This is a genomic window from Rhodococcus sp. BP-241, from assembly GCF_019836145.1.
Taxonomy (GTDB): Bacteria; Actinomycetota; Actinomycetes; order Mycobacteriales; family Mycobacteriaceae; genus Rhodococcoides.
Genome location: NZ_JABUEI010000007.1, coordinates 20,566 through 45,235, shown reverse-complemented (window position 1 = coordinate 45,235; position 24,670 = coordinate 20,566). Strand labels below are relative to the sequence as shown.

The window sequence follows — 24,670 nt, the reverse complement described above, 5'->3', positions numbered from 1 at the left end:
ATGGTCACCGTCGAAACTCCTCACGTCCTCCGGGCGGCCGTCGACCGCCCGAGGTCATCGTCACACGAACAGTGAACTCGGCGGGACGTATCCGCCAGCGTGTCGGGGCCGTCAGATCCCGCCGACGCCCGCCACGAACACGCGAGCCGAGTCGGTGAGAGCACACAGCTGCGGGTCCGGATCGGACGCGGCGATCCAGACGGCACTTCCCCGCTCCACGACCAGGGTGGACTCACCCGAGGAGACCTGTACCCGACCGTCGACACACAGGACGATGCGCGGCGCGGCGTCACCGTCGTGCGCGAGCGTCCACGGCTCACCGTCGCTGGACGCCGCGGACAATTCGACACCGACGAGTGCGAACTCCGGTGCCGGCGTGGGATAGCGCACCACGTGCGGACGGCTGGTGTCGGCGACGAGGACCGGTGAGTCGAGCGGCTCGAAGTCGAGCACCCGCAACAGTTCCGGGACGTCGACGTGCTTGGGCGTGAGTCCCCCACGCAACACGTTGTCCGAGTTGGCCATGATCTCCACCGCGGTTCCGCGCAGGTACGCGTGGAGGTTTCCGGCGTCCAGGTACAGAGCTTCGCCCGGCTGCAGCGTGACCCGGTTGAGCAGCAACGCCGCGAGCACGCCCGCATCGCCGGGGTAGTACTCCCCCAGTTCCAGTGCGGTGCGCAGTTCCGGCACGAAGGTGCGGTCCCCGGTCTGCTCGGCACGTTCGAGGGCGCGGACGCACGCGTCCAGAACGGCCGGCAGCACGGAGTCCAACGCCCGCTGCGGCAGAGTGATCCACGAGGTGAAGAGGGTGCGCAGGCCGCTCGAATCCGGTTGCGCGGCAAGCATCTCGGTGTAGGGACGCAGCTCGTCCGCATCGAGCCGACCGAACAGCTCCACCGTCTCGGCGGGACTGCGGAACCCGGCGAGCGCGTCGAACTCCGTCAGGGCGACCACGAGCTCGGGCTTGTGGCTGGCGTCCTTGTAGTTCCGGACGGAGGCGTCGAGGGGCACGCCCGCGGCGTTCTCCCGCCGGAAACCCTCGCGCGCCTGGTCCGAGGACGGGTGAGCCTGCAGCGACAGAGGCTCCTCGGCCGCCAGGAACTTCACGAGGAACGGCAGGCGCGGACCGTGCCGCTCCACCACACCGGTTCCGAGCAGTCCGGTCGGGTCGGAGTCGATGGCCTCGAGCAGCGAGACCCGACCGCGCGGCGTGACGAGATGCGCCGGGTCGCCCGGATGAGCACCGAACCACATCTCCGCCTCGGGATGCCGGGTGGGTGCGGGCACGCCGCGCAGTTCGGCGAGAGCCGTGCGCGAACCCCACGCGTAGGACCGTGCTGTTCCGTCGAGGAGATTCACCGACCACCACCTGCCGTCGTCATCGCTGCGAACCCGGACACGGCTGGGGTCACTCCCTGCCTCCCGAGGCCTGAGAATTCGAGAGTTGGAGATAGGCCGCCGCGGCCTCGATCCGCACCGCCAGGACGAGCGCCCTGCGCAGCGACGCCCCGACCGGCGTCGTGGGACCGGGCACCGCGGCGGGCGCGGGCGCCTCCAGATCCGTGCGGGGACCACCGTCGTCGTCGGCGCGCACCACGTCGACCTCACCCAGGACGGCCACCCGCCGGCGGACCAGACTGTCGTCGGGGTCGGTCGACACGGTGAACACCCGAACGGGATCGGCCGGGGGTGGACCGTCGAGTTGGTCGTCGTGGAACAGCGGGTCGTAGTCGACACTGCCGCTCTCGGCGGAGTCCCCACCGATCGCGCCGAGGTCGTGGATCACACCGACGGCATCGGAGAGTTCGGTGGCCGCCGCCACGACGCCCGCGGCACGCAGCAGGGACGCGGCTCCGTGCCGGGCCACCTCGGTCGCCACCACGCCGTCACCGGTCATGAGGACCCGACGACCCGCCATTCGGGACGCCAGACCTTTCGCGGGATTCTGGAACACCTCGACGGACGCGTGGTGTCGCATGGCCTCCGCGTCCACCGCATCGGCCACCGCGTCGAGGTCACCGACCGACGACGCCGGGTCCACCGCAGCGAGCACCGCGGCCATCACCGCGACGTGCCGGGCGTAGGAGTTGCGATCGAGGACACGGACTCGCGGCGGGAAGGACACCACCCGGCCGGCGCCGGCGTCCGCGACAGGACCCTCGTCCGGTACGGCCACCACGACCTCGGCACGCCGACGTACCCCGGCGGCGACGGACTCCGCGATGGCCGGATCGCCGGCGTCGTCGCCGGCCACGACCACGACGTCCAGGGGTCCGACCCACGGCGGGGTCGCGGGGAGCGAGACGACCGGCACGCCGGCGGTCGGAGCGAGGACCGCGGCGACCAGCGCCGACGCCCTCCGGGCGGGACCGGACGCGGCGACGAGCACGACACTGCGGGGACGCAGACCGTCCAGCGGCGCCAGCAGACCCTCGCGGACGGCGGACGCGGTGGCGCGGATCTGTGCGCCGGCCAGCGCGGCGGAGTGCAGTGCGCCCAACGAGTCCGCAGCCAGTATCGCGCTCGCGTCGTCGAGATCGACGTACGCCGAAGGAGCAGTCATGGGCACCTCACCCGCCTCTCTCGTTCCGTATCCCCCACTATGTCAGTCCGCAACCGTCACGCGCGGACGATGCTCAGGATCTCCGTCGTCAGGCGGTCCACGTCCTCGGGGGTGCGTGCCTCGACATTGAGTCGGAGCAGGGGCTCGGTGTTGGAGGCGCGGAGGTTGAACCACGCGCTGTCACCGAGATCGACCGTCACACCGTCCAGTTCGTCGGTGGAGACGGTGCGATCGGCGAACGCCGCGACCACCGCGGCGGTGCGCTCACGAGCGTCGGCCACCGTCGAGTTGATCTCGCCCGATGCCGCGTACACCTCGTACTTGCGCATCAGGGCGGACAACGGCTCGTCCTGTGTCCCGAGCGCGGCGAGCACGTGCAGCGCTGCGAGCATGCCCGAATCGGCGCCCCAGAAGTCGCGGAAGTAGTAGTGCGCCGAGTGCTCGCCGCCGAACACCGCGCCGGTCTCGGCCATCAGTGCCTTGATGAACGAGTGGCCGACCCGGGTGCGCACGGCGGTACCGCCGAGCTGCTCCACCAACTCGGGCACCGACCGTGAGGTGATGAGGTTGTGGATGATGGTCGAGGTGGGGTGCTTGCCCAGCTCCCGCTCGGCCACCAGCGCGGTGATCGCGGACGGTGAGACGGGCTCGCCGCGTTCGTCCACCACGAAGCAGCGGTCCGCGTCGCCGTCGAACGCGAGGCCGATGTCCGCGCCCGTCTCGGTGACGAACTTCTGCAGATCGACGAGGTTCGCCGGCTCCAGCGGGTTCGCCTCGTGGTTGGGGAACGTGCCGTCGAGTTCGAAGTACAGGGGGTGCACGGTCACCGACGTCGGGTCCAGGACCGCGGGCACCGTGTGCCCGCCCATGCCGTTGCCGGCGTCCACCGCGACCGACAGCGGACGGATGTCGCTGATGTCCACGAGGTCGCGCACGAACGTGGCGTAGTCCTCGAGCACGTCCTGCTCGCTGATCGTGCCCGGCGCACCGTCGAACGTCGGGACGCCGTCGATGATCTCGGCCGAGATGGTGGCGAGTCCCGAGTCCTGGCCGACGGGCTTCGCGCCGGCCCGGCACAGCTTGATCCCGTTGTACTTCGCCGGGTTGTGGCTGGCGGTGAACATCGCACCGGGGCAGTCGAGCCGACCGGAGGCGAAGTAGAGCTGGTCGGTCGACGCGAGGCCGATGAGAACGACGTCGAGACCCTGTGAGGTCACCCCCCGCGCGAAGGCGGCCGACAGTGCGGGAGACGAGTCGCGCATGTCGTGCCCGACCACGACGCGCTGCGAGACGCCCTCGCCGCGTACGAGTCTCGCGAAGGCGGCCCCCACGTCGGCGACGAAGTCCTCGTCGATCTGCTCTCCGACGACACCGCGCACGTCGTACGCCTTGATGACGCTGTGAACCAGGTCAGCTGGTCGGGCCACTGCACACTCCTGCATCTGGGACGAACCGGACGGATCACGCACGACGACGAGTCGGCGAGACCATGCTGGGAGCCTAGTGCCCGGGGGCGACGCGCGAGCAGTCCTGCAGCCCGACGCCGCGCGCAGGAACAGTCGTTCAGCTGGTGGGGTCGGGAAGAACGCGCAGATGTCCGCGTCGACCCGTGCGTGTCGGCGCGGCGGCCGGTACGTCGGCGGAGGTGCGCGTGTCGAACGACGAACCACGTCGACCGAGGGACGGAGCGGGACGCTCACGCGCACCGGCCTCGCGGACGGCCTCGGCGAGTGCGGTCAGATCGTCGTCGTCGGGGCTGGACGTGGAGAACCCACCCTCGTAGCGCACCATCTCCCACCCCTTGGGGGCGGTGATCGACGAACCGTGCACCTCGCACAGATCCCAGGAATGGGGCTCGTCCACGGTGGCGAGAGGTCCGACAACGGCGGTCGAGTCGGAGTACACGTACGTCAACGTCGCGACGGCCGGTCTCTTGCATCCCGGTCGGCAGCATCCCCGCACAGCTCTCACAGGTAGAACCCTAGCGCGTGTCCTCCGGCGTGCCTCGCAGGACACGGTCGTAGCATGGGCGCGTGTCGTTCACCGGATCCTCGCAACCCCGCGGCCGCGCCGGCGGCCGTCCCGGACGGGAACATCGGGCGTCCAGCTCGCGGTCCGCGGCGCGGCGGGGTCGCGGAATGCGCGGCACCCTGTTCCCCGACACGGTGCCCGCACGCAGGTCTCGCGCCGAGAAGTTCGATGCGGCGGTGCTGGACGCGTTCGCCGAGATCGACCGCAAGTGGCACGACCGGCTGACGAAACTGGACATCGCCGTCGACGACGTGCCGAAGATCCGTGCGGTGGACCCGGAATCGGTGAACTGGCCACCCGAGGTCGTGGCCGAGGGCCCGGTGCCGTTGTCGAGACTCGTTCCGGCGGGAGTGGACACGCGCGGAGCGACGACGCGGGCTCGGATCGTGCTGTTCCGTCGGCCCCTCGAGCGGAGAGCACACGACTCGCTGGAGCTGACGGACCTGGTGCACGACGTGTTGGTGGAGCAGGTGGCGACCTACCTGGGGGTCACGCCCGAGGTGGTCGACCCCGACACCGAGGACGACTGACACCCCGGCGCCTGCGGCGCGTCGTTCGGCGGCTGCGGTGACGCGACGCGTCAGATGATGCCGCGCTTGAGGCGGCGACGTTCGCGCTCGGACAGCCCACCCCAGATGCCGAACCGCTCGTCGTGCGCCAAGGCGTACTCGAGGCAGTCGTCCTTCACCTCGCACCCGAGGCAGATGCGCTTGGCCTCGCGCGTCGAGCCGCCCTTCTCCGGGAAGAACGCCTCGGGATCGGTCTGAGCGCACAGAGCGCGCTCCTGCCACTGATCCTCGAGCGGATCCATGTCGCCCGGCACCAGACTCAGATGCAGTGCGGGCGCAGGCATTCCGAGGCTCGTGAGCGGCGGGTCGACGTCGTCGACAGAGACGTCCTCCGGGTCGATCCCGTCCACGGGGTCCGCCGGGGCGTCCTCCGTCACGGCATCCACGTGCAGTACGTCGTCGAGTTCCCCGACGGGGGACTCCTGTCGACCGAGGTCGTGGTGTTGTTCCGGCATCACGTCCGCCTCCTCACCTGTTCGAGCGCAGTTGTTGTCGGTCACTTGTGTCGATGATCGACCGCGAAGCCGGATCGAAGAGCGAAGCCTCGTGTCACCATGGGACGTGACGCTGCGGAACGCAGCGCGCGAACTCGTGTCGACTCATGGGAACACGTGTTCGAACGGTGGTTCGCTACAAGCGATTCCGCCGTTCGAACCGTTAATGACATGACTGTGATTAGACACGCCGCGGTGTGTCGCGGTCAAGCGGACCGCTCGATTTGCAATACCATCCGATCTCCGGTTTTCCCGGAAGGCGAGACTTCCCCGGTGTTTCGCGTCGGACACGCCGTGGTTCGCGCCCACCGGCCCGATCGCGCCGACGGCGACCGCCTAGGGTCGAGGGTCATGAAGGTGACTGTGGTGGTGGGCGGCGTCGGTGGCGCGCGGTTCCTCCAGGGGGTTCGGGAACTGCTGGGGCCGGACGGCGACGTCACGGCCGTGGTGAACGTCGGTGACGACGTCTGGATGCACGGCCTTCGCATCACACCCGACCTCGACACCTGCATGTACACGCTCGGCGACGGCATCGACACCGAGCGCGGGTGGGGTCGACGCGACGAGGCGTGGAGCGTCAAGGAGGAACTCGCGGCGTACGGGGCCCACCCGGACTGGTTCGGACTCGGGGACCGCGACATCGCGACGCATCTGATCCGGACGCGCATGCTCCGCACCGGGTACCCGCTGTCCGCAGTCGTGGAGGCCCTGTGCGACAGGTGGTCTCCGGGCGTCCGCCTGCTGCCCGTCACGGACGACCGCAGCGAGACCCACGTGGTGATCACCGATCCCGACGACGGCACCGACAAGGCCGTTCATTTCCAGGAGTGGTGGGTGCGCTACCGCGCTGCTGTGACGACTCACAGTTTCGCGTACGTCGGAGCGGACAAGGCGACCCCGGCGGACGGCGTCGTCGAGGCGATCGAGACCGCGGACGCGGTACTGCTCGCACCGTCCAACCCGGTGGTCAGCATCGGCGCCGTCCTGGCGGTGCCCGGTATCCGCTCCGCTCTGCGCACCACACCCGCGAAGGTCGTCGGGCTCTCCCCCGTCATCGACGGCAAGCCGTTGCGCGGCATGGCCGACGAGTGCCTGTCCGTCATCGGTGTGGAGACGACGGCCGAGGCCATCGGCCGCCACTACGGCGCCCGCTCGGCGGCGGGCATCCTCGACGCCTGGCTGATTCACGAGACCGACACCGCCGACGTTCCCGGCGTGGACGTGCGCGCGGTACCTCTGCTCATGACCGAGCCCGCGGTGACCGCACGGATGGCGCGCGCCGCGCTCGAGGCAGCGGGCGTCCTGTGACCCGATCCGACGGTCCCGGCGATCATGCACCGGGCGGTTCGATCGAGGTGATTCCCGTCGCGGGACTCCCCGAGTTCCGGCCGGGCGACGACCTGGTGGCAGCAGTCGTCACGGCAGCACCGTGGCTCGCCGACGCCGACGTCCTGGTGGTCACGAGCAAGATCGTCTCCAAGGTCGAGGGACGCCTGGTGACCGCGCCGACCGACCCGGAGGCGCGGGACGCACTGCGCCGCATCCTCGTCGAGCAGGAGGCCGTGCGCGTCCTCGCCCAGCGCGGTCGCACGCTCATCACCGAGAACCGCCTCGGCATCGTGCAGGCCGCGTCCGGCATCGACGGATCCAACGTGTCGACGGACGAGTTGGCCCTGCTCCCCGAGGATCCCGACGCGTCCGCCCGGGCACTGCGCGACGGTGTATTCCGTTCGCTGGGCGTGGCCGTCGCCGTCGTCGTCACCGACACGATGGGCCGCGCGTGGCGGAACGGCCAGACGGACAACGCGATCGGATCGGCCGGGTTGCCCGTCCTGCACGCGTACGCCGGTGGTCGCGACGCGCAGGGCAACGAGCTGATGGTCACCGAGGTCGCGCTCGCGGACGAGCTGGCGTCCGCTGGGGATCTGGTGAAGGGCAAGCTCGGCTCGGTTCCCGTCGCCGTGGTCCGGGGTCTGCACTACGCCGACGACGGCTCCTCCGCCCGCGATCTGGTGCGGCCGGGCGAGGACGACCTCTTCTGGTTGGGAACGCAGGAGGCGCTGCGACGAGGTGCACTCGGCGCGGTACCCGCCCGTCGCTCGGTACGCGAGTTCGACTCGGCCCCGGTCGATCCCGCTGTCGTCGAGGCCGCCGTGGCGGACGCCGTCACCGCGCCGGCTCCCCATCACTCCCACCCGATGCGCTACGTCGCCGTCCGGACGCCGGCGGTGCGCACCGCACTGCTCGATGCGATGGCAACGCGGTGGCGCGCCGATCTCGAGCGAGACGGACGGACCGCGGACTCGATCGAGGCCCGTCTGGCACGCGGTGATCTGCTGCGCACCGCGCCGGAACTGATTCTGGCGTTCGCGGTGCTCGACGAGGCGCACGACTATCCGGACGCGGAACGGCAGTCCGCGGAGACCGTCATGTTCACGGTGGCGGCGGGCGCGTCGGTACAGGCGTTCCTGGTGTCCCTCGCGGCGCGCGGCCTCGGCAGTTGCTGGGTCGGGTCGACCATCTTCGCTGCCGACACCGTGCGCGAGACGCTCGATCTGCCCGCCGACTGGCATCCCGTCGGGGCCGTCGCCGTCGGGCACCCGCTCACTCCCCCGTCGCCCCGCGCGCCGACGCCGCCCGGCTCCGCGTTCCGAGAACTGTGAGGAACCGTCCGTGAGCGCCGAGAGCCTCCACGAGTCCGCGAGAGAACTGCTCCGTTCCTGGTCGACCATCGAGCCGCACGACGACTCGATGCGCCACACGATGCTGGCGTTCCTCGACAGTGCGCCGCGTGGCTGTCTCCGCGAGAACGTGGCCGGTCACGTCACCGCGTCGGCGCTGGTGCTCGATCGGAGTGGGTGCCACGTGCTCCTGACGCTGCACCCGCGGGTCGGACGATGGCTCCAACTGGGCGGACACTGCGAGGTCGACGACGAGACCGTCCGGGACGCGGCTCTCCGCGAGGCGCGTGAGGAGAGCGGCATCGACGACCTGGTTCTCGAGCCGGAGCTGCTCTCCATTCACACACACCCGATCACGTGTTCGCTCGGCGAGCCGACGCGCCATCTCGACCTGCGCTTCGTCGTACGCGCTGCGGACGGTGCACACATCGTCCGCAGCGCAGAGTCGAACGACCTGCGGTGGTGGCCCGTCGACGACCTCCCCGACGGGGAGGCGGGCGCCGAACGAGACGCGTTGCAGGACATGATCTCCCGCGCGGCGGCTCGCTGAGCCTCGGGCGCCCTGGATTCTCGGACGCTCTGGATTCTCGGACGCCCTGGATCCTCAGACGTCGGTCGAGAAGCGCACTCCACCGTCGGGCAGCGTCACTCCGGGCCACACCCGGGCGCCGCGGAGCAGCTCGCACCGCGCGCCGATGTTGGCTCCGTCGCCGATGACGGCGTCGCGCACGAGTGCCCGCGGTCCGATGCGCGCACCGAATCCGAGGATCGATCGTTCGACCACCGCGCCGGCCTCGACCACGGCACCGTCGAAGAGGACGGCACCGTCGAGACGGGCGCCCGCTCCCACCTCGGCGCCGCGTCCGACGACCGTGCCGCCGATCAGCAGCGCGCCGGGCGCGACGCCCGCGCCGGGATGGACCAGCGACTCGCCCCGCGTCCCCGTCAGCGCAGGCGACGGTGCGATTCCGCGCACGAGGTCGGCGGAGCCCTTCACGAAGTCCTCCGGCGTACCCATGTCGCGCCAGTAGGCGGCGTCGACGTGTCCGAAGACTCGCTTGTCCTCGGCCAGCAGTGCGGGGAACACCTCACGCTCGACGGACACCGGACGATCGGACGGGATCTTCTCGATGATCTCCCGCTTGAACACGTAGCAGCCGGCGTTGATCTGGTCCGTCGGCGGATCCTGGGTCTTCTCGAGAAACGCGGTGACGCGGCCGGACTCGTCGGTGGGCACGCAGCCGAACGCGCGCGGGTCACCGACGCGGACGAGGTGCAGGGTGACGTCCGCCTCGGTGGTGCGGTGGGTGTCGAGCACGCCGCGCAGATCGGTACCTCCCAGCACGTCACCGTTGAAGACCATGACGTTGTCGGCGCGGAGCCGGGGCAGGACGTTGCGGATGCCACCGCCGGTTCCCATCGGCTCCTCCTCGAACACGTACTCGAGCTCGAGGCCGAGTGCGCTGCCGTCACCGAAGTGCTGCTCGAACACCTCCGACTTGAAGGACGTGCCGAGCACCACGTGATCGATCCCGGCATCCTTGATGCGCGCCAGGAGATGGGTGAGGAACGGCAGACCTGCCGTGGGCAGCATCGGTTTGGGGGCGGAGAGCGTGAGCGGACGCAGTCGCGTGCCCTTTCCTCCGACCAGAACTACGGCATCGGTCGCCGGAGCAGTCATCGCGTATCGCCTTTCTCAGAAACTTCTCACGAGCTCGAACCTGACCCGACCGTGTCGTCGCGTTGCCGCAGTGCAGCAGTCACGACCACCCTGGACCGCAACGCCAGTCCGGCGCGCAACGTCCACCGGAGAGGAGCTTGCCATCTCCGCGGGTGTCTATCAGCTTGGAAGCGGTAGGCGCTGCGGTGGTGCGCCGGCAACATCGACTCCGGATGACGCCCCGCGGCATGACCTTTGGCGTGCGTCACGACGGCCGTGGGCACGTAGATGTTGGTCCAGCCCGCTCGTCCGAGGCGATCTCCGAGATCGACGTCCTCCATGTACATGAAATACCGGGAATCGAACCCGTCCACCGAGTCGAACGCGGCACGGCGCAGCAACAGGCACGAGCCGGACAGCCACCCGACCGACCGCTCGCTGACTTCGTCGTTGTCCTGCCGGTAGCGCTGCGTCCACGGATTCGACGGCCACACCGAACCGAGCAGTGCGTGCAGCGACCCGGACGTGAGATCGGGAACGCGGCGGGCGGACGGGTAGCGCGAACCGTCCGGCTCGAGGATGAGGGGCCCGAGCGACCCGGCCCGCGGATGCCGTTCGGCGGCCGCCAGCAGCTCGTCGATCGACCCGGGGCCGAACTGGACGTCGGGATTGACGACCATGACGAACTCGGTGGCCGGATCCACCTCGGCGACAGCGCGATTGGCGGCGCCGCCGTAGCCGATGTTCGCTCCGGTGCGCAGCAATCGGACGTTGTCGTACGCGGCCTCGGCCGCCTCGGGCGCGCCGTCGGTGGACCCGTTGTCCGCGAGAATCACCGACACCGGCCGCGTCGTCGCATCCCGTAGGGACTCGAGGAATGCGTCGAGGTGCTCGCCGGGCGAATAGGTCACCGTCACGACGGCCAGGGGGGCACTCACGCCGGTCACCCTACTGGGCGGCTCCGGGCGGGTCCGCGACCGCCCGAGCCGCCAGCGCGGCCGTCAGGGCGTCGCGCCAGGGCCGCAGCGGGGTCAGCCCGGCACCCTTCCAGGCCGCGGGCGAGAGCACCGAGTAGGCGGGACGCGGCGCCGGCCGCACGTAGCGATCACTGCCGCACGGGTGAACACGGTCGGGATCGGCGCCCACGGTCTCGAAGGTCGCCCGAGCGAGATCGAACCAGGACGCCGTGCCGGCGTTAGTGGCGTGCAGGATCTGCGGCAGCGCTCGCGGCGACGTCGCCGCCTCGAGGAGCGCGTCCGCGAGATCACCCGAGTACGTCGGCGAACCCACCTGGTCGTTCACGACGTCGAGGGTCTCCCGCTCGGCCTCGAGCCGGAGCATCGTGGCGACGAAGTCGGAGCCGGTGCCGGTGTAGACCCACGCGGTCCGCACGATCGTCGCGGACGGCAACGCCTCCAGGACGGCCCGTTCCCCCGCCAGCTTGGTGCGCCCGTAGGCGGTCGCCGGCGCGGTGGGATCGTCGGGTTCGTACGGGGTACGCGCGTCTCCGGCGAACACGTAGTCGGTCGAGACGTGCACGAGACCTGCACCGACCTCGGCGCACCGCTCGGCGAGCAGGCGCGGTCCCACCTCGTTCAGCAGTGCGGCGCGGTCCTCCTCGGTCTCCGCCGCGTCGACCGCCGTGTGCGCTGCGCAGTTGATCACCACGGTGCCCGGCACCACGGCGGCGGCGATCGACTCCGGATCCGTGATGTCGAGGTCGGCCGATCCGAAGCCGAGCACGCGGGCCCCGCGGTACCCGTCCCGCGCGCGGTCGACGAGTCGGCGACCGAGCTGACCTCCGGCTCCGGTCACCACGATCGTCCTGTCCGAACTCTGCTCTGCGTCGGTGGTCACAGCGACAGAGTGTGGCACGCCGTGGCGGGTTGCGCGGAGCACGGCGACCCTGCCGTTAGCCTGGGGATCGTGACGGATTCTGTGACGGGCCCCGGGACACCGCGCGATCCGTACAGACCTCGGACACAGCGCGGTGCGCAGCGGCGACCCGATTCTCGCGAGTCGGAACCGGGTGCGCGGCGCTCCTCCACCCGCTCCGACCGGGGGCGTCGACCTCCGACCAGCCACCGCCCCTCGCGGACACCGGGGCACTCCAACGCCGGCCGGATAGCCGTCGCTCTGTTCTCCGCCGGCGCGTTGCTGGTGACGGGCGTGGCATGGCAGAGCATCGACTCGCTGCGCAGCAACCTCGCGACGGTGTCGAACCTCGATCTCGGCGACGGGGCCGACGGTGCGGTCGACATCCTGCTCGTGGGCACCGACAGCAGGACCGACGCGCACGGCAACGCGCTCTCGCAGAACGAGCTCGACTCGCTCCGCGCCGGCGACGAGGTGGCCAACAACACCGACACCATCATTCTGATCCGCGTTCCCAACGACGGATCGTCCGCGTCGGCGATCTCCATCCCGCGCGACGCCTACGTGAACGTGCCCGGCATCGGCGACAGCAAGATCAACGCCGCGTACGGAGCCACCAAGGAGGAGAAGCGCCTCGAACTCGTCGAGAGCGGGGTGCCCGACGCCGAAGCCGACAGCGAGTCGACGCTCGCGGGCCGCAAGGCGCTCATCGACTCCGTCGCGGGCCTCACCGGCGTGACGGTCGATCACTACGCCGAGGTCGGGCTGCTCGGATTCGTCCTGCTCACCGATGCCGTCGGCGGCGTCGACGTGTGTCTGAACGCGCCGGTCGACGAGCCCCTCTCGGGCGCGCGCTTCGCGGCCGGGCAGCAGACGCTCTCGGGTGCCGACGCCCTCAGCTTCGTGCGCCAGCGCCACGATCTCCCCCGTGGCGATCTCGACCGCATCGTCCGTCAGCAGGTGTTCATGGCGTCGCTGGTCCGCAAGGTGCTCAGCGCCCGCACGCTCAGCAACCCCGGCACGTTGGGGCAGCTCGGGTCGGCCGTGCAGCGCTCCGTCACCATCGACGACGACTGGGACGTCCTCGACTTCGCCACGAAGTTGCAGGACGTCGCCGGCGGCGCGGTCACCTTCGACACCATTCCCGTCGCGGACATCAACGGCGTCACCGACTACGGCGAGTCGATCGTCGCGGTCGACCCCGTCGAGGTCCAGACGTGGGTGCGAGGCCTGATCGGCGACGCGGCGCCGTCCGAGAGCGTGACGCCGACGCCCACCGTTCCCGACATCGACGCCTCGAGTGTCACCGTGGACGTCGCGAACGACAGCGGCGTCGACGGTCTGGCGTCCTCGGTCTCCGACACTCTGTCGGGCGAGGGCTTCGTTCCGGGCGAGGTCGGCAACAACGAGGGTGCGAGCGTCGACCGGACCACCGTGTACGCCGCGTCGTCGGACGGTGACGCCGCGGCGGCCGTCGCCGCGCGGGTGGGCACCGACCGGACCGAGACCGACGACTCGCTGCCGTCCGGGACCGTGCGCGTCGTGCTGGCCTCCGACTACTCCGCTTCCGCAGCGGCGGGCTCACTTCCGGCCGGTGTCTCGCCCGCAGGCGACACCGCCACCCCGGCTCCCGCGGCGGCCGACCCGATCGACGCCGGGTCCACGGGCCCCCAGTGCGTCAACTGATCGGGCCCGTTCGGAAGAATGTCGTCGATGACCTCAGGTGGCACGACGCTCACGGACGCGCTTCTCGGACCAATCCTCGCGGCGGACGCGGCGGGACCGCGCATCACCTACTACGACGACTCGACCGGTGAGCGCATCGAGTTGTCCGCGCTGACTCTGGCCAACTGGGCCGCGAAGACGGCCAACTTCCTCCGCGACGAGCTCGGTGTGTCGCCCGGCGACGTCGTCAGCGTCGTGCTTCCCGCGCACTGGCAGACCGCCTCGGTGCTGCTCGGCGCGTGGTGGGCCGGCGCCGAGGTGACTCTCCGGCCCGATCCGGACGCGGCGGTCGCACTGGTGACCGCCGCGGGTGTGGAGACCGCCGACGCCGGTGAGGTGGCCGCGCTGTCGCTCGACCCGTTCGGTCGGCCCGTCGACGACCTCCCCCTCGGAGTCACCGACTACGCGACGTCGGTTCGCGTGCACGGCGATCAGTTCGTTTCCGTCGGCGCCGGTCCGGCCCTGGAGGGTCGCTCCGTCCAGGACGTTCTGACCGATGCACAGGGCCGCGCCGCAGCGCGCGGACTGTCGGCGACGGACCGGGTTCTCGCGACCGGGTCGTGGGACGACGCCGACGGACTGCTCGACGGTCTCGTCGCGGTGCTCGCGGCCGGCGCGTCACTGGTTCAGGTGACCGCGCTGGACCCGGCGGCACTCGATCGCCGCGTCGCCACGGAGAAGGTCACGACGGTCCTCGAGTGAGATAACCCCCGTCGCCGAGTCCGGCTTCCACCTCGAAGCGGTTGGCGGCGCCCGGCCGGCGCATCTCCTCCACCACGTACCGGATCGCGAACGAGAAGCCGTAGCGGGCCCACTGGTCGGCGTGCACGGACTCGTGGCGCAGCATCGCCCGCCGTCGACGGGGATCGACGAGCGCGTGTCCGGTGAGGAACGCTCCGCCGAAACACGTTCCGCCGCGGGCGTATCCGCCTCGCATGGCCTCGCACACGATCAGGTTCGACGACGCGTCGTACGAGATCCGCGAGCGCCACAGACGAGCCCAGGTGAGCGCCGTGGCCGTCACGACGAGCGACTGGATGCTGCCGCGCGACACCCGTCGCAGCGGGCTCGACCTCCGCGGACCGGAGGACGTCACACCGAGCTCCCACCCGACGCCGCCCACACGAGAGCCAGTCCACCGGCGCAGGCCAGGACGGAGGCGATCACGGTGGTCCCCGCGTTCGCCGCGGCCGCCCGGTGCCGACCCTCCTGCACGAGTCGGACCGTCTGCACGCTCGCGGTGCTGAACGTGGTGTACCCGCCGCAGAACCCGGTGCCGGCGACGGCCTGCCACTCGGCGGGCCGGCCGGCGAACAGCACGAGCCCGGCCAGGATGCCGAGAAGGAACGACCCACTGACGTTGACGATCAGAATCCCCAGGGGGAACGGCCGACCGAAACGAGCCGTCACCTCGCCGTCGACGACGAAGCGGACCACCGCCCCGAGCGCACCCGCGAGCAGCACCGCGGCGACCGTCATGTGCGTGGCCTCCGATGGAGTGTGCCACCGGTCACGATGCCCGCCCAGGCACAGATCAGTCCCGCCGCGACTCCGACGGCGGCGTAGGTCAGTGCAGTCGTCGGTGCGCCGTCCCGGACGAGCTCGACAGTCTCGAGGGCGAACGTGCTGTAGGTCGTGAACGCGCCACAGAAGCCGGTGCCCGCCACCAGGCGCACCCACCGACGCCGCCCGACGTCCGGTCCCGAGCGCGCCAACGCTTCCAGCAGCAGACCGAGGACGAACGCACCGCTCAGGTTGATCAGGAACGTGGCCCACGGCCATCCCGTTCCGGAGTGCGGCACCCAGGACTCCCCCGCGTAGCGGGCACCCGTCCCCGCGGCACCGCCGACGACGACCGCGGCCAGAGCAGCGGGCGTGCGGTGCAGAGGACGGACCGAGTCCGCGGACGCGGTCATTCCAGCAGACTGCGACGCAGCGCCTCGTCCTTGTCCAGCACCATCTGCTCGAGTCCGCGCTGGAACTCGGCCATCCGTCCACGCAGCTGCGGATCGGCGGCACCGAGAATGCGCACGGCGAGCAGACCGGCGTTGCGTGCGCCGCCGATGGAGACCGTCGCGACGGGAACCCCCGCCGGCATCTGGACGATCGACAGGAGCGAGTCCATCCCGTCGAGGTACTTCAGGGGAACCGGGACACCGATGACGGGGAGCGGCGTCGCGGAGGCCACCATGCCCGGCAGGTGAGCGGCACCGCCGGCGCCGGCGATGATCACCTCGATTCCGCGGTCCGCCGCGTCCCGCGCGTAGTCGAGCATGCGCTGCGGCGTCCGGTGCGCGGAGACCACGCCCACCTCGAAGCGGACGCCGAACTCGGCGACCGCCAGGGCGGCGGCCTCCATCACCGGCCAGTCCGAGTCGCTGCCCATGATGATGCCGACCCGGACGGCCGTGCTGTTGCTGTTCTCATCCATGATGCGGATCCCATCCGTCGGTCCAGACGCCGTGCGAGAGCCAGTGCGCGGCACGCTCGGCACGCTCCCGGACCTCGGCGACGTGCTCGGCATCGGACGCGGAGCCGTTCCGCGGGCCCACGATGTTGACGTGGCCGATCTTGCGGCCCTTGCGCTCACCCTTGTCGTAGAGGTGCACCTTGGCGTCGGGCATCCGCGCGAACAGGTGATGCACCCGCTCGTCCATGGTCGAGGACGGCTGCTCCTCGGCGCCGAGGACGTTGGCCATGACGGACACCGGCGCGAGAGGCGCGCAGTCACCGAGGGGATAGTCGAGTACCGCGCGCAGGTGCTGCTCGAACTGCGAGGTCCGGGCACCGTCCTGCGTCCAGTGGCCCGAGTTGTGCGGGCGCATGGCGAGTTCGTTGATCGACAGGGTGCCGTCGACCTTCTCGAACAGCTCCACGGCCATGACTCCCACCACACCCAGCTCGGACGCGACGCGGAGCGCGATGTGCTCGGCGTCCGCAGCCAGGTCCTCGGACAGGCCGGGAGCGGGTGCGATGACGACGGCGCACTGTCCGGACCGCTGCACGGTCTCGACGACGGGCCAGGTCGCTCCCTGCCCGAACGGGGACCGCGCGACCATCGCCGAGAGTTCGCGCGCCATGTCGACACGCTGTTCCGCCATCAGCGGCACTCCGGCGGCGAGCTGGTCGGACACCACGGTGCGCGCCTCGTCGGCGTCGTCGGGCATCCAGACGCCGCGACCGTCGTAGCCGCCGCGCACGGCCTTGATCACGATGCGCCAGTCGTGGGCGTCACCGAAGGTGACGACGTCCTCGACGGAGGCCACCTCCGTGAAATCCGGTACCGGTAGTCCCAGTTCCCGCAGGCGAACGCGCATCCGCAGCTTGTCCTGCGCGAAGATCAGCGCCTCAGGAGGCGGCTGGACGTTGACGCCCTCGGCGACGAGGACGTCGAGATGCTCGGTGGGGACGTGTTCGTGATCGAACGTCAGCGCGTCGGCACCGGCGGCGACCGCACGCAGTGCCGCGAGATCGGTGTGCTCGCCGAGCACCACGTCGGCGCTCACCCGAGCCGCCGGATCGTTCTCCCCGGCCGCGAGCACGCGCAGGGTCTGACCCAGCTCGATGGCGGCCTGGTGGGTCATCCGTGCGAGCTGTCCTCCGCCGACCATCGCGACGACGGGCAGGGACGAGGTGCGCTGCCGCGGCGGGTCGGTGCGCGGGGTCTGCTGGGGGATGTCCGAATTCACGGTGTCTCCTGCTGTCACGCCGCTCATCGTGTCACGAGTCCGATTAGTGTTTGGTCACTGCTCTTCGTAAAGTGGGTCACCGTGCCTCTGATCGACCGTGTGGTTGCCGGTATCCCGCAGCCGTTCCGAAGCATCGCCCTCCGCCACTCCGAACTGATCAAGTTCGCGATCGTCGGCGCGACCACGATGGTGTTCGACCTCGCGATCTTCTACTCACTGAGCCTCACCGTGCTCGAGTCGAAGCCCGTCGTCGCCAAGATCTTCTCCGGCGTGATGGCGACGATTCTCAGCTACATCCTCAACCGCGAGTGGTCGTTCAAGAACCGTGGTGGCCGCGAGCGTCATCACGAGGCACTGTTGTTCTTCACCATCAGTGGCATCGGCGTCATCCTCGCCGCCGCTCCGCTCTGGATCGCGAACAACGTCTTCGACATCCGCGAGGGACAGACCACCCTCACCGCGTTGATCATCATCGACTTCGTCCTCAACTACGTCATCGGCAATCTGCTGCAGATGGTCTTCCGATTCTGGGCACTGCGTCGCTTCGCGTTCCCGGACGAGAACGGCCGCGGGATCATCGCGAATCCGCTGATCGAGGACGAGCCGGACCCCGATCTCGATCCCGACGTCGACCCGGACGACGAGCAGACGCAGTTCATGGGTCACAGCTGACGCGACGCGTCAGGCCCCCTCTCCTCACTCACCCGGCGACGGGCCCGCTGGTGCGCTGCCGCTCAGCGGCGACAATACGTCGACTGTTGTCATCTTCGGATACACATGGTTTAGTTCTGTCATCCCACTCGTCAGAACCATCCCAGCACCGAGGCGGTAGTCGTCATGAGCGTTCGCGACACGATCATCACGAGAACACAGGCACTGGTCCCGATGGAGCGTCAGATCCAGGGACTGCATCTGTGGCAGCGCGCGAAGAGGCTCGTGGTGAGCGACGGGCAGCCACACTTCCGTGAGTCCGCGATCCCCGACGTGGCGGAGCTGGATCTGACCGAGATCGATGTCAGCAACCCGTTCCTGTGGCGGCAGGGATCGTGGGAGGCCTATTTCCGGAGACTGCGAGACGAGTCGCCCGTGCACTTCCGGGCCGACAGCGCGTTCGGGCCGTTCTGGTCCGTCACGCGCTACGACGACATCGTCGCAGTCGACCGGGATTTCGAGACGTTCTCGGCGGAACCGCAGATCATCCTGGGCACACCGCCGGAGGGTCTCGACATCGAGATGTTCATCGCGATGGACCCGCCGCGCCACGATCAGCAGCGCGCCGCGGTGCAAGGCGTCGTCGCACCTCGGAATCTGGAGGAGATGGAGGGTCTCATCCGCTCGCGGGTCGCGGAGGTCCTCGACGAGCTCCCGGTGGGCGAGCCCTTCGACTGGGTCGACCGGGTCAGCATCGAGTTGACCTCGCGGATGCTCGCGACGCTGCTCGACTTCCCGTACGAGGAACGTCGGAAGTTGGTCGAGTGGACCGATCTGGTGGCCGCGAGCGCGTCGGCCACCGGCGGGTCCACCGACACGGACGCGGCGTATCGGGCCGCGGCGGAAGCAGCGCGCAGTTTCAGTGCGCTGTGGCACGACAAGGCGGCGCGCCTCGCAGCCGGCGAGAAGCCCGGGTACGACCTCATCACCCTCATGCAGCTCTCCGAGGACACGAAGGACCTGATCGACCGCCCGATGGAGTTCCTGGGCAACATCGTCCTGCTCGTCGTCGGCGGAAACGACACCACCCGCAATTCGATGACGGGCGGACTGCTGGCCCTGAACCAGTTCCCCCAGCAGTTCGATCGCCTGCGCGCCGATCCGGGCCTGGTACCGAAGATGGTCCACGAGATCCTGCGGTGGCAGACGCCCCTCGCCTACATGCGCCGCATCGCGACTCGAGACACCGTCCTGAACGGTCAGTTCGTCCGCGAGGGCGACAAGGTCGTCATGTGGTACGCCTCGGCCAACCGCGACGAGCGCACGTTCGACGACCCGGACAGCTTCGTGATCGACCGGCGCAACGCACGGCATCACCTCGCGTTCGGCATCGGCACCCACCGCTGCATGGGAAGTCGGCTCGCGGAGATGCAGCTGCGGATCCTCTGGGAGGAGCTGCTGACGCGCTTCGACGACATCGAGGTCCTCGCGGAGCCGACGCGCGTGCAGTCCAACTTCGTTCGTGGCTACAGCTCCATGATGGTGACGACGACACCGAAGGGCGGGGAGCGTCGACGGCACGGCACCTACCGCGCCGACCGGAAGGCCGCCGGCGCCGCTCCCGTGGTGGACACGTCCACCGTCACGCCCCCTCGGCAGCGCCGCGACGGCGACGGAGCAGAGCGGACGCAGCTCGATGTGCGGGTCGCACACCGGCGTACCGCGGCGGAGGGCGTCGTCGAACTCGTCCTCACCGATGCCGCCGGCGGATCGCTGCCGTCCTGGACGCCCGGCGCGCATGTCGAACTGATGCTGCGCCCCGACCTGGTCAGGCACTACTCACTCTGTGGAGACACCGCCGACGAGTCCTCGTGGACGATCGCGGTCCTGCGTGAGCCGGACGGCCGCGGCGGCTCGGCGCACGTGCACGACCACCTGCCGGAGGGAGCCACTCTGCGAGCACGAGGGCCGCTCAACCACTTCGCACTCGATCCCGCACCGAGCTATCTCTTCATCGCCGGCGGGATCGGCATCACACCGATCCGCGCCATGATCGCCGCTGCCCGAGCCGACGGCGCCGAGTGGAACCTGGTGTACGCCGGTCGATCTCGTTCGTCGATGGCGTTCCTCGACGAGTTCGACGGCGACGACCGCGTGACGGTCTGGGCCAAGGACGAACGCGGCGAGCGTGTCGATCTCGACACCGTGCTGGGTGAGCCCCGGCCCGAGACCCTGGTCTACTGCTGCGGGCCCGGCCCACTCCTCGATGCCGTGGAGAACGCGTGCGCGGCGTGGCCGGACGGGAGCCTGCGCCTGGAGCGTTTCGCGGCCGAGACCGTCGAGGCACCGGACGACGCGCTCGACTCGTTCGAGGTCGAGTGCGCGCGCTCGGGGGTGACCGTCACCGTCCCCGACGGCACGTCGATCTTCGACGCCGTCGAGAAGGCCGGCGCCGACGTCATCGGGTCGTGCATGGAAGGCATCTGCGGGACGTGCGAGGCCGACGTCCTGAGCGGCACTCCCGACCACCGCGACTCCGTGCTGTCGCGTCGCGAACGCGAACGCGGGGACACGGTCATGATGTGTGTCTCGCGATCGCTGTCGTCGAAGCTGGTGCTCGACCTGTAGTGCGCCGGGCCGGTGGGACCGAGCCGAGTCCGCTCAGGCGAACCCGCGGACCACCCGGTCGATGCGATCCACCGCCTCGTCCACGTCCACGGACGGTTGCACCAGATGGCTCAGCGTCAGTCGAACCACGCAGTCCACCAACGCGTCCGGCGCTCTCTCGCCCACCAACGCACCGACGGCACTGTTCGCGTGGCCCAACACGGCGTCGGGGTGGACCGTGACCAGGGCGAGCAGACCCGAATCGTGCCCCGGCCGCAGAACGGCTGCGAGAGCGACATTGGCCCGACCGTGTTCGAGCACGCCCCGAACGGCAGCGGAGATGCCGTCCTCGAAGCTGTCGGGATGTGCTGCCAGCCCGGTGCGCACCTGCTCCAGGAATCGCTCGACCTCGCGGTCCACGACGGCGCGACCGAGGTCGTCCTTGGTACCCACCTCCTTGTAGAGGCTCTGCCGGGGCACCCCGGAACGCTTCGCGACCTCGGTCATGCTCAGGCCGTCCCACCCGCGGTCGGCGATGATCTCCACCCCGGCGTCGAGCACCCGCTCGAGTCGCAGAGTCCGCAGTTCGGAATAGAAGTCGGGCGCAGTCACGTCGCGAGCCTAGGTGAGTCGAGCCGGTCAGCGCGGTTCGGACATCCCGGCCGGGATCACCTGGTCCACGCGTGCCGCGGGCAGGAACACCGCGAAGAGCGCCGGACGTCGGCGCTGCAGTTCGAGTCGTCCCCCGTCCGCCTCGACCAGCGCGCGGGCGAGGGCGAGGCCCACCCCGGTGGATCCGGCGCCGGAGAAGCCACGGTCGAAGATGTGCGGCGCGAGTTCGTCTTTGACACCGGTTCCCTCGTCGGAGACCTCCACGACCACGGGCGGCCGTGGTCCGTCCTGCGCGGGTGCACGCGACTCCCCCACGAGGCGCACCGTGACGACGCAGCGCCCGCCGCCGTGGTCCAGCGCGTTGTGCAGCAGCACCGACACCGCCTCGCGGAGCCGGGAACCCGTGACCAGGGCGGTGACCGACGAGTCGCCGCGCAGCTCGAGGTCGCGCCCGGCATCGGCGAACGGCCCGCGCCAGTCGTCGATGACGGGTTCGAGTTCGCCGCGTACGCGCACGGTCGAGGCGTCGGCCGCGCCGTCACTGCGGGACGATCGCACGAGGTCGTCGATCGCGGTGGTGAGCCGGTCCACCTGGGCCATCGCCTCGTTGGCCTCGGTGACCACCTCGGGATCGGGGTGGCCGGACAGCTCGTCGAGACGCAGGCGCACCGCGGTGAGACGGCTGCGCAACTGGTGGGAGACGTCCGCGACGAGGGAGTGTTCGCGTTGCAGGCGCCCCACGATCTCCACCGATGCGGAGTCCAGCACGTCGGACACCCGGTCGAGTTCGGGAATGCCGTGGCGGGTGGGGTCCTTGCGAAAATCGCCCTCGGCCAGCCGGGCGGCCCGCCCCGCGACGTGCTGCAGGGGCGTGGAGAGTCGGCGGGACGTGAGGACGGCGACGACGGTGCCGGCCGCGATCGAGGCCAGGACGACGAGCGCCACCGCGCCGACGGCCTGCTTCTGGGCGGTGCGCATCTCGTCGGACGGCACTTCGAGGAGCAGCGACCCGGAGGTGCCCATCGAGAGGGACTCCTCGATCGGATCCTCGACGGACGGTGCGCCGATGTCCATGCGGGACGCCGGGTTCTCGGGGGTGGGGTAGACGACGACGAGGCGCCCGCCCATGGGCACGACGAGACGCAGCGAGGCGGTGTCGAGGCCGCCGTCCACGCGGCCGTCCCCGCCCTCCTGATCGATGATCTCGGACGCCATGCGCTCGAGTCGGGTGCGCAGGTCGCCGCGAGTGAAGTCCTCGACCCACAGCCAGGCGGTGTAGGTCAACGGGATGCCGAGCAGCATGCCGGTGAGGATGACGACCGCGAGGATCGACTGCAGGATCCGACGCCTCATGCGGTGGCCCGGTCAGTCCGTGTTGATCCGGAAGCCGACGCCGCGCACGGTCGCGATGCGTCGTTCGGCCACCGAGCCCTCGTCGCCGATCTTGCGGCGCAGCCAGGACATGTGCATGTCCAGCGTCTTCGAGCCGCGCAGCTCGGCGTCGCCCCACACCTCGCGCAGAATGGTCTCGCGCGAGACCACCTGACCGGCATGGTCGAGCAGGATCTTGAGAAGTTCGTACTCCTTGTTGGCGAGGGGGATCTCGTGGCCGTCGAGCAGGACGCGCCGTGCGGCGGGTTCGAGGCGCAGGCCGCCCACCTCGATGGTGCCGTCCTCGGAGGCCGCGCCGCGGCGCCGGAGCAGGGCCCGGACCCGCGCCATGAGCTCGGCGACGCGGAAGGGCTTGCTCACGTAGTCGTCGGCTCCCGCGTCGAGACCGACGACGAAGTCGACCTCGTCGGTGCGTGCGGTGAGCATCAGGACGGCGAGGTCGGACCTGGTGGCGCGGATCTGCCGGCACACCTCGAGACCGTCCATCCCGGGGAGCCCGAGATCGAGGATCAGGAGATCGAACGAGCCTTCCAGGGCGCGCGCGAGCGCTGCCGGACCGGTCTGCTCGACCGTCACCGTGTACCCCTCTCGTCCGAGTGCGCGGGACAGCGGGGTCGCGATGGCTTCATCGTCTTCGGCGAGCAGGACTTCGGTCACCGGACCACCCTACGTAGTGCGCGCGGGACCGAGATCGTCTCCGTCGTCCCAGCCGTGATTCTGGGAGTCGAAGACCTGGTGGTACAGCAGGGAGTGGACCCGCTCGACGTCGGGGATGTCGTCGAACTCGAGGGGGTCGTCGGAGCTCGCCACGATCACCAGGGTGCCGGTCTTCAGGAGCCGGTCGAGAAGACCGTGACGGAACTGCACGTTGGACACCCGGCGTACCGGGATGTCGATGCCCGAGTGCGACAGCACACCCTGGCGGACGAGGACGCGTCGGTCGGTCACGACGAAATGTGTGGACCGCCACCGCAGTACGGGGACAGCGGTGCGCCAGGCGATCAGCCCGAGCCACACCACCGCGACGGCGATCAGCGCGGCGGACCGCGCCGTGGACTCCAGCGACCGTCCGATCAGACCCACGAGGAAGCCCGCGAGAAGTGTCGCGACGAGGAACGTCAGCACCGGCAGCACGAGCATCTTCCAGTGCGGGTGCCGATGCAGGATCAGGTCCTCCTCGTGCCCCAGTGCGTCCTGCGGAAACGACATGCGATTCTCCTGAGGGGAAGGGGCGGTCAGGCGTCGAGCGCGCGGAGGTGAGTGACGTCGCCCGCCGAGACGGCGACCGGCGTGGTGTCCCCCGACTCGGGCACGATCACCACCCGACCGTGCTCGTCGATGTCGGTCGCGACGCCCACCAGCTCGGTGTCGCCCGGCATCGTGACCCGCACGCGGCGGCCGAGAGTATCGCACCGGGAGCGGTACAGTTCCGCGATCGGCGCGGTGTCCCACCCCGACTCCCGCCACTCGTCCAGTGCCGAACCCATGGCCCGCAGGAAGGCGCGCACCACGGTGCCGCGATCGATCACCGCCGCGCCGGCCAGTTGCAGGGACGTCGCCGTCGGGACGGGCAGCTCCGCCTCGGTGAGGCTGACGTTGATGCCGACTCCGGACACCGCCGTCACGACGGGATGGGTCGAGGCCACCTCCACCAGGATGCCCGCCACCTTGCCTCCGGCGTAGCCGGACGACTCGTCGCCGCGGATGAGGACGTCGTTGGGCCACTTGAGCACCGCGTCGACCTCGGTGACGGTGCGCAGCACGTCGACCACCGCGACACCGGTGAGCAGCGGGAGCCACCCCACCGATCCGGGCGGCACGCCGGGCAGCTTGACCAGCGCCGACACGATGACCTGCGACCGCGCGGGAGCGGTGAACGACCGCGAGTGCCGTCCGCGGCCCGCGTCCTGGACGTCGGCGATCAGCGCGGTGCGGTCACCGGCGGTGTCGGCGACGGCCAGCAGGTCCGCGTTGGTCGATCCGGTCCGCGCCACGACGTCGACACGCGACCACGATCCGCGGGGTCCCTCGACGAGTGCGCGGGTGAGCGCACGCCCGTCGAGCGGCGGTCTGTCCAGGTTCTCCCACATGGGGCCGAGCATAGAGACGCGGCCGACGCAC

26 protein-coding genes are annotated in these 24,670 nt (G+C 70.1%); 8 read left to right on the top strand and 18 right to left on the bottom strand.

The window, feature by feature from the left end; all coding sequences use genetic code 11:
* Nucleotides 1–111 precede the first annotated feature (111 nt).
* From manA to HQ308_RS15150, 4 genes are all read right to left on the bottom strand, one after another.
* Nucleotides 112–1,359 (bottom strand): mannose-6-phosphate isomerase, class I, encoded by a 1,248-nt coding sequence (manA, locus tag HQ308_RS15165; protein WP_222627119.1) that lies wholly within the window; start codon nt 1,357–1,359, stop codon nt 112–114.
* A 49-nt stretch (nt 1,360–1,408) separates the two neighbouring features.
* Nucleotides 1,409–2,563 carry a hypothetical protein gene (locus HQ308_RS15160; RefSeq protein ID WP_027506874.1) on the bottom strand — a complete coding sequence of 385 codons (1,155 nt, stop codon included), beginning with the start codon at nt 2,561–2,563 and terminating at the stop codon, nt 1,409–1,411.
* Between the two features lie 56 nt (nt 2,564–2,619).
* Entirely contained in the window at nt 2,620–3,990 is a 1,371-nt protein-coding gene (locus HQ308_RS15155; protein WP_222638679.1) for a phosphomannomutase/phosphoglucomutase, read from the bottom strand.
* 136 nt (nt 3,991–4,126) lie between these two features.
* Entirely contained in the window at nt 4,127–4,534 is a 408-nt protein-coding gene (locus HQ308_RS15150) for a DUF3499 domain-containing protein (RefSeq protein WP_200933827.1), read from the bottom strand.
* A gap of 167 nt (nt 4,535–4,701) precedes the next feature.
* Between HQ308_RS15150 and HQ308_RS15145 the strand changes: the two genes are divergently transcribed.
* Complete coding sequence (locus HQ308_RS15145; protein ID WP_051613606.1) at nt 4,702–5,124, top strand: metallopeptidase family protein; 423 nt, start codon at nt 4,702–4,704, stop codon at nt 5,122–5,124.
* Nucleotides 5,125–5,174: 50 nt separating this feature from the next.
* On the opposite strand, the gene HQ308_RS15140 is transcribed toward HQ308_RS15145, so the two are convergent.
* Complete coding sequence (locus HQ308_RS15140) at nt 5,175–5,405, bottom strand: WhiB family transcriptional regulator (RefSeq protein WP_197027846.1); 231 nt, start codon at nt 5,403–5,405, stop codon at nt 5,175–5,177.
* A gap of 603 nt (nt 5,406–6,008) precedes the next feature.
* Between HQ308_RS15140 and cofD the strand changes: the two genes are divergently transcribed.
* From cofD to HQ308_RS15130, 3 genes are read left to right on the top strand one after another with little or no spacing between them, the layout of a single operon-like run.
* Nucleotides 6,009–6,965 carry a 2-phospho-L-lactate transferase gene (gene cofD / locus HQ308_RS22655; RefSeq protein WP_308115791.1) on the top strand — a complete coding sequence of 319 codons (957 nt, stop codon included), beginning with the start codon at nt 6,009–6,011 and terminating at the stop codon, nt 6,963–6,965.
* Complete coding sequence (locus HQ308_RS15135) at nt 6,962–8,320, top strand: coenzyme F420-0:L-glutamate ligase (protein WP_308115790.1); 1,359 nt, start codon at nt 6,962–6,964, stop codon at nt 8,318–8,320. The genes cofD and HQ308_RS15135 overlap by 4 nt, the downstream gene beginning before the upstream one ends.
* A 10-nt stretch (nt 8,321–8,330) precedes the next feature.
* Nucleotides 8,331–8,888, top strand: a complete 558-nt coding sequence (locus HQ308_RS15130; protein WP_027506881.1) for an NUDIX hydrolase — start codon at nt 8,331–8,333, stop codon at nt 8,886–8,888.
* A gap of 54 nt (nt 8,889–8,942) precedes the next feature.
* Here HQ308_RS15130 and HQ308_RS15125 read toward each other — a convergent pair whose 3' ends face one another.
* Genes HQ308_RS15125 through rfbD form a run of 3 tightly spaced genes read right to left on the bottom strand, consistent with a single transcriptional unit; the run spans nt 8,943 to nt 11,855 of the window.
* The gene (locus tag HQ308_RS15125) at nt 8,943–10,019 is read right to left on the bottom strand and encodes a sugar phosphate nucleotidyltransferase (RefSeq protein ID WP_027506882.1); all 1,077 of its coding nucleotides are present in this window, start codon (nt 10,017–10,019) and stop codon (nt 8,943–8,945) included.
* Nucleotides 10,020–10,045: 26 nt separating this feature from the next.
* Nucleotides 10,046–10,936 carry a glycosyltransferase family 2 protein gene (locus tag HQ308_RS15120; RefSeq protein ID WP_222647020.1) on the bottom strand — a complete coding sequence of 297 codons (891 nt, stop codon included), beginning with the start codon at nt 10,934–10,936 and terminating at the stop codon, nt 10,046–10,048.
* 10 nt (nt 10,937–10,946) lie between these two features.
* Nucleotides 10,947–11,855, bottom strand: coding sequence for a dTDP-4-dehydrorhamnose reductase (gene rfbD / locus HQ308_RS15115; protein WP_285188816.1), 909 nt, complete (start codon nt 11,853–11,855; stop codon nt 10,947–10,949).
* A gap of 267 nt (nt 11,856–12,122) precedes the next feature.
* Between rfbD and HQ308_RS15110 the strand changes: the two genes are divergently transcribed.
* Both HQ308_RS15110 and HQ308_RS15105 read left to right on the top strand, forming a co-directional pair.
* Nucleotides 12,123–13,559, top strand: coding sequence for an LCP family protein (locus HQ308_RS15110; RefSeq protein WP_222647106.1), 1,437 nt, complete (start codon nt 12,123–12,125; stop codon nt 13,557–13,559).
* Between the two features lie 27 nt (nt 13,560–13,586).
* Nucleotides 13,587–14,300, top strand: coding sequence for a TIGR03089 family protein (locus HQ308_RS15105; protein WP_056448037.1), 714 nt, complete (start codon nt 13,587–13,589; stop codon nt 14,298–14,300).
* Here the strand turns inward: HQ308_RS15105 and HQ308_RS15100 are convergent.
* From HQ308_RS15100 to HQ308_RS15080, 5 genes are read right to left on the bottom strand one after another with little or no spacing between them, the layout of a single operon-like run.
* The gene (locus HQ308_RS15100; RefSeq protein WP_308115789.1) at nt 14,281–14,694 is read right to left on the bottom strand and encodes a hypothetical protein; all 414 of its coding nucleotides are present in this window, start codon (nt 14,692–14,694) and stop codon (nt 14,281–14,283) included. The two genes, HQ308_RS15105 and HQ308_RS15100, sit on opposite strands and share 20 nt — an antisense overlap.
* Complete coding sequence (gene crcB / locus HQ308_RS15095; protein WP_222647018.1) at nt 14,691–15,077, bottom strand: fluoride efflux transporter CrcB; 387 nt, start codon at nt 15,075–15,077, stop codon at nt 14,691–14,693. Before crcB ends, HQ308_RS15100 begins: the two co-directional genes overlap by 4 nt.
* The gene (locus HQ308_RS15090) at nt 15,074–15,514 is read right to left on the bottom strand and encodes a CrcB family protein (RefSeq protein WP_222647016.1); all 441 of its coding nucleotides are present in this window, start codon (nt 15,512–15,514) and stop codon (nt 15,074–15,076) included. Before HQ308_RS15090 ends, crcB begins: the two co-directional genes overlap by 4 nt.
* Nucleotides 15,511–16,029 carry a 5-(carboxyamino)imidazole ribonucleotide mutase gene (purE, locus tag HQ308_RS15085; RefSeq protein WP_027506889.1) on the bottom strand — a complete coding sequence of 173 codons (519 nt, stop codon included), beginning with the start codon at nt 16,027–16,029 and terminating at the stop codon, nt 15,511–15,513. The genes HQ308_RS15090 and purE overlap by 4 nt, the downstream gene beginning before the upstream one ends.
* On the bottom strand, nt 16,022–17,314 hold the full coding sequence (locus tag HQ308_RS15080) for a 5-(carboxyamino)imidazole ribonucleotide synthase (RefSeq protein ID WP_222647015.1): 1,293 nt from the start codon (nt 17,312–17,314) through the stop codon (nt 16,022–16,024). The genes purE and HQ308_RS15080 overlap by 8 nt, the downstream gene beginning before the upstream one ends.
* A 54-nt stretch (nt 17,315–17,368) precedes the next feature.
* Between HQ308_RS15080 and HQ308_RS15075 the strand changes: the two genes are divergently transcribed.
* Together HQ308_RS15075 and HQ308_RS15070 are read left to right on the top strand one after the other, a co-directional pair.
* Complete coding sequence (locus HQ308_RS15075) at nt 17,369–17,959, top strand: GtrA family protein (RefSeq protein WP_037186749.1); 591 nt, start codon at nt 17,369–17,371, stop codon at nt 17,957–17,959.
* A 165-nt stretch (nt 17,960–18,124) separates the two neighbouring features.
* Entirely contained in the window at nt 18,125–20,566 is a 2,442-nt protein-coding gene (locus HQ308_RS15070; RefSeq protein WP_222647014.1) for a cytochrome P450/oxidoreductase, read from the top strand.
* 33 nt (nt 20,567–20,599) lie between these two features.
* On the opposite strand, the gene HQ308_RS15065 is transcribed toward HQ308_RS15070, so the two are convergent.
* From HQ308_RS15065 to HQ308_RS15045, 5 genes are read right to left on the bottom strand one after another with little or no spacing between them, the layout of a single operon-like run.
* A complete protein-coding gene (locus HQ308_RS15065; protein ID WP_027506893.1) occupies nt 20,600–21,157 on the bottom strand; it encodes a TetR family transcriptional regulator in 558 nt (185 codons plus the stop codon).
* A 27-nt stretch (nt 21,158–21,184) separates the two neighbouring features.
* Nucleotides 21,185–22,510 (bottom strand): ATP-binding protein, encoded by a 1,326-nt coding sequence (locus HQ308_RS15060; RefSeq protein ID WP_222647012.1) that lies wholly within the window; start codon nt 22,508–22,510, stop codon nt 21,185–21,187.
* A 12-nt stretch (nt 22,511–22,522) separates the two neighbouring features.
* Nucleotides 22,523–23,206: a response regulator transcription factor gene (locus tag HQ308_RS15055; RefSeq protein ID WP_222638688.1), complete on the bottom strand. Its 684-nt coding sequence runs from the start codon at nt 23,204–23,206 to the stop codon at nt 22,523–22,525.
* Nucleotides 23,207–23,215: 9 nt separating this feature from the next.
* Entirely contained in the window at nt 23,216–23,758 is a 543-nt protein-coding gene (locus tag HQ308_RS15050; protein WP_222647010.1) for a PH domain-containing protein, read from the bottom strand.
* A 26-nt stretch (nt 23,759–23,784) separates the two neighbouring features.
* Nucleotides 23,785–24,639: a biotin--[acetyl-CoA-carboxylase] ligase gene (locus HQ308_RS15045; protein WP_056448034.1), complete on the bottom strand. Its 855-nt coding sequence runs from the start codon at nt 24,637–24,639 to the stop codon at nt 23,785–23,787.
* Nucleotides 24,640–24,670: the final 31 nt, after the last annotated feature.